Origin of the sequence: uncultured Caballeronia sp. (assembly GCF_964243625.1) — a bacterium.
GTDB lineage: Bacteria > Pseudomonadota > Gammaproteobacteria > Burkholderiales > Burkholderiaceae > Caballeronia.
This window is the reverse complement of the sequence record NZ_CAXTGZ010000475.1, coordinates 1-4,736: the sequence shown is the minus strand read 5'-3', so window position 1 is coordinate 4,736 and position 4,736 is coordinate 1. Positions and strand designations below refer to the sequence as shown.

The window sequence follows — 4,736 nt, the reverse complement described above, 5'->3', positions numbered from 1 at the left end:
GATGCAACTTGCGTTGATGAACGGCGCTTCATCGGATGCGAGAAACACCGTCGTCATCGCCACTTGTTCCGGCTGGCCGATGCGTTTCATCGGCTGGAGATCGAGCGTTGCCTGTTTAGCTTTTGCCGGATCGGCCTGCTCGTTCCACCAGTCGTGGGTGAGCTGCGTTTCGATGTAACCTGGCGCAATCGCATTCACCCGAACCTGCCGCCCCGCGTATTCGATCCCCAACGCCCGCGTCAACCCGATCACGCCGTGCTTCGCCACCGGATACGGAAAGCAGCCCGGGATGATCTTGAACGAATGCGTGGACGCAATATTCACGATGCTGCCGCGCCCGCGTTCCACCATGCCCGGCAATACGGCGCGACAACCGTTCCAGACGCCATCGAGATCGACGGCGAAGCAGCGGCGCCAGTCGTCGTCGGTCATGGTCAGCGGATCGCAGAACACGTTGATGCCGGCGTTGTTCACGAGCACATCGACGGGACCGAATTTCGCTTCAGCTTCCTTGACCGCGTTTTGCACCGATGCGCTTTGCGTCACGTCCGTCTGCACCGCGAGCACGTTGGCGAGCACGTTTTCAGCGGAGCCGATCCGCTGCGCGGTTTCGCGCGCCAGACCCATATCCAGTTCCGCCAGAACCACAGCCGCGCCTTCGCGCACGAACGCAGCGGCAATCGCAGCGCCGATGCCACGCCCGGCGCCGGTGATCATCGCGACCTTGCCTGCAAGCCGGTTCATTTCTTCTGGCCTCGCGCCACCGCCAATCCATTGATGTATGCCTTCGCATGCGCCAGGGTCGTCGCCGCGCTTTGGCCCGGCTTGTACAACGCCGAGCCGAGACCGAATCCGTTCGCGCCCGCGGTGAGAAACGGCCCCATGTTGTCCGGCGCGATACCGCCGACCGGCACGAGCGGAACCTTCGCCGAAATCACCGCGCGCCACGCCTTAACCACGTGCGCGCCGAGTTGCTCGGCGGGGAACATCTTCAGCACATCGGCGCCATTCTTCAGCGCGATAAACGCTTCATTCGGTGTCGCCACGCCCGGGGCGCATGCCAAACCTTGAGACTTTGCAGCACGCACCACATCGCCGTCGCTGTGCGGCATCACGATCAATTCGCCACCGGCCTTTTTCACTTCACCCACGTAATGCGGATGCAAGACCGTTCCCGCGCCAACGATCGCATCGGCGGGAAGCGCCTGACGGATCGCCGCGATGCTGTCGAACGGCTGCGGCGAATTCAGCGGCACTTCGACGATCCGAAAACCCGCTTCGTACAGCGCGCGGCCATGGTCGGCGGCGTCCGCCGGCGTCACGCCGCGCAGGATCGCGATCAGCGGACATGCGCTGAACGCAGCGGCAAGTCCGGCGTGCGGCGTGTATGGGCCGGGAAGGTTGATATCGATATCGCTCATGTTCTGCTCCTGATTAGTTCGCGCTGGCCGTCGAGCGGATCAGCCCGGCCTGCAGCGCGATTTCGTGCAAGCCGCGTTCGGTGGCGTGGGCGACGGTTTGGGCATCGTTGCAACCGAAGCGCGCAAGCGCATGCCGATACCGCTCGCACAGCGCATCGTTGCCGATCAGCCTGAGCGTCTTGCCCGCGAGGTCCGATTGCTCGCGTGCGAGCACTTCGTTGAGGCCGCGCAATTCGTGGCCGATCAGCAGGCCCGAGAGGTAATCGGCCTGCTGTTCGGGCTTGAGTTTTCCGGTCAGGCCCAGCGTGCGCGTGCTGAAGATCGTCGCCAGCATGCCGGCGTGGCCGGCGTCCTTGGCGGTATCGACGCCGCGAATGAACGCCGGCATGTCGTGCTGATCGGCGGCGCGCATCGTGCGGCCGAGGATCGTGTGATCGCGCAGCGCGCCGAAGGTCTCGCCGGTCATGAACGTATAGAAGCGCTCGATCCGTCCCGCCGATACAAACGCCCACTTCGCATGCGTCCCCGGCAAGCCGATCAACTCGCTGTGCGTGGTGTCGCCGGAGAGCGCGCCGAAGATCTGCGTTTCTTCGCCGCGCATCACGTTCGGCAGCGCGCCGTCTTCCAGCACGCCCGGCACGATATGCACCGTGACGCCCTTATTCGTCGTCACGCGCACGATGCCCGCCACCAGCGCTGCGGAATCCGCGGGCGTGGTCACATACGGCGCTTCCACCCAGCCCTGCGCGCTGCCGACCATGCCGGCAGCGATCACCGGAAGTTGCGGGTTGGCGGCTAGCCACGCGCCGCAGGTTTCATCGAAGACGATATCGAAACCGCCTTCCGCCGCCGGGCGCGGCAAATTCATGATCCCCGCCGATGACGCGCGGGTGTCCAGCACCACGCCATGTGCATCGAGGAGATAGGCGCGCAGCGCCGTGGTGCCCCAGTCGAGTGCTATCAGCGCAGCCGTGGATTGGTCGTGGGCAACGCTCATCGTTTGATCCTGCGTGTTGCGGGCTGCGGCACGCGCCAGCCGAGTTCTTGCGATATCGCGCGCGCTTCGCGCTGCACGACGGGAATCAGTTCTTCCATGCGCTCGGTCGGCATGTAGGGGATCGTGCTCGCCACCGAAAGCGCCGCGACGATCGCGCCGGATGCATCGCGCACAGGCGCGGCGACGCAGCGGATGGACGCTTCGTTTTCTTCCAGGTCGAAGGTGAAACCGCCTTGGGCATAGCGCGTCATGCGCTGCACGAAGGTATCCGAATCAGGCTGGTGATCTGGCCGGAAACTCACCTTCGCAAGCACGCGATGCGACGCTTCGAGCAGCGTCGACCACTTTTCGGGCGGCAGGTCGAGCATCATCGCCTTCCCGATGCCGGTGGACGCCATCGGCATGCGGTGACCTACGCGGGAACGCATTTCGAGGCCGCGTGTGCCCGGAATCTTGTCGATGTACAGCACGTCGTCACCATCGCGTACACCGAGGTGGATGGTGTCGTGCGTGTAGTCGGCGAGCACTTGCAGATGCGGCCGCGCCACCGCGGTAAGCGGCATTTGTTCAAGCGCGATGGTGCCGAGTTCGATCAGCTTCGGGCCGAGCAGATAACCGCCGCCCACCTGGCGCAGATAGCGTGCTTGAACGAGCGAGCTGACCAGCCGGTGCGTCGTGCTGCGGGTCGTGCCGAGCGCCGCACCGATGCTGCGCAGATCGCGCGCGCCGGTTGCAGCCGCTTCGAGGATCGCGAGGCCGCGCAGCAGCGTTTGCGTGCCGGCTTGCTGGGGCGTGAGGTCGAGCAGCGCGGCGGCCGATGCCTGGGCTTCGTTGGCGACACTTGCGTCCTGCTCGGCGATGACGCGGTCCATCGACAATTCGGCTTCGATGGTGGAGTTCAGGGTCTTGGTCATGACACTCATCAGCCCGCCAACGAGACAGTGCGGGTTTTCATCAGTAAGGAGTGCTGGACGCGCGGATGCTCGAGCAGATGCGATTGCGCTGGCGATTTCATGACACGTCTCCGATTGCTTTTGTCGTTGCATGAGCTCTTCGGGATTACCCGAGGCTCATGGAACTGCCGTTTGGCTGTGATCGGATTTTAGAGCCGCGTCGCTGAATTATTCAATATGTGATTGATGTGTTCACATATTGGGAGCATTGAGTTTGTTTCGTCACGTTGGGATGAAATGCGAAAAACCCCGCTGGCGCGGTCTTGTTTGCTGAGTTCCAGATGAACCCTCTACAGCAGCGACCGGTCGATTCGGGGTACCGCGGGAGCCAGTTGCAACAGCTTATCGGCCTGAACGGTCACGAAGCCGTGAATGCGCTGCACCAGTCGCGTCTCCTCGGCCACGTAGATCTCCGAACGCGCCAAGTCTCCGGAGACGCGCTTTATTGCAAGCGCCATACGCGTGAGTTCGCGTGCGAGAAGCGGTCGGGGCGTACCGGTTCGGTTTGCAAAGTCCGCAAGCTCAAACGCCGTGACCTCGTCCAGCCGGAAGGCGTCGCCGTAAGCCAGCGCCATGTCCTGTTCGACCGCGTCTCCATAGGCATTGACGGAGACAAGGTCATAAAAAGGCGCGGGCGACAAACCCGCAGGCCGCACATGAAAAGACAGGTTTTTGCCGTGGGCGTCACTGTTGCCGATAAAGAGTTGAAATAGCGCCCACCGCAGCATGATCTGGCGAGCCTGAGCAGGATTCTCCAGGTGTCGCTCGAGCAAGAACAGCTTTTCGAAGCTCGCGCCCTCTCTGATATTACGAACCGCCGGAGCGTTGCCGAAGTTGCGCTCGTACTTGAGGCTCACAGGCAGATCCAGGGCCTGGCACCCGTCAATGACGTGCGTGCGGCGAACTCGAAGCGCCGTGACGCCGTCAGCGGGATCAAGTTCTGCCTGCCGGTCAAATCGCTCGATGAGTAGTATAGGTTCCGGAATTCGGCGAATCTCAACGGCCGCCGTCGGCAATCCGATGCGCGCGGCCAGCGTCATGCAGTAGTGCTCGTTCGCCACCATGAAGGCGGATGCGGGGTTAAGCGACTCCGGCTTGAGGATGTGCGTGGAACTGATGGGGCCGCCATCTACAAGCGAAATTGATTCACCTTCGACCAGCACCTGCAACTTGTCCTGGAAGCCCGCAACTGACAGCCGGAGCTTGCGATCCCATACCGGGAAGGGAATTTCATCCCGACGACGAATACGGTCGCTCAATTCATCGTTGAGGACGATTCGACGCACGGATGGCGCGCCTTCCTGCTGATCGGCCGTGTACTCCGCCTCCGCATCTACGCCGCCCTCTTCGCCGGCCGCAGCGTTT

Annotated in this window: 5 protein-coding genes; all 5 read right to left on the bottom strand. The window is 62.9% G+C overall.

Annotated elements, in window-relative coordinates:
* Positions 1–744, bottom strand: a 744-nt coding sequence (locus ACFFAR_RS25065) for an SDR family oxidoreductase (RefSeq protein ID WP_375508649.1), incomplete at its 3' end; no start/stop codon positions are given.
* Positions 741–1,421, bottom strand: a complete 681-nt coding sequence (locus ACFFAR_RS25060; protein ID WP_062000263.1) for a 2-dehydro-3-deoxy-6-phosphogalactonate aldolase — start codon at positions 1,419–1,421, stop codon at positions 741–743. The genes ACFFAR_RS25065 and ACFFAR_RS25060, both read right to left, overlap by 4 nt.
* Positions 1,422–1,434: 13 nt before the next feature.
* Positions 1,435–2,418, bottom strand: a complete 984-nt coding sequence (locus tag ACFFAR_RS25055; RefSeq protein ID WP_174365353.1) for a 2-dehydro-3-deoxygalactonokinase — start codon at positions 2,416–2,418, stop codon at positions 1,435–1,437.
* Entirely contained in the window at positions 2,415–3,290 is an 876-nt protein-coding gene (locus ACFFAR_RS25050; RefSeq protein WP_062170246.1) for an IclR family transcriptional regulator, read from the bottom strand. The genes ACFFAR_RS25055 and ACFFAR_RS25050 overlap by 4 nt, the downstream gene beginning before the upstream one ends.
* Positions 3,291–3,661: 371 nt before the next feature.
* On the bottom strand, positions 3,662–4,736 hold a 1,075-nt coding region (locus ACFFAR_RS25045), incomplete at its 5' end, for a HipA domain-containing protein (RefSeq protein WP_375508648.1).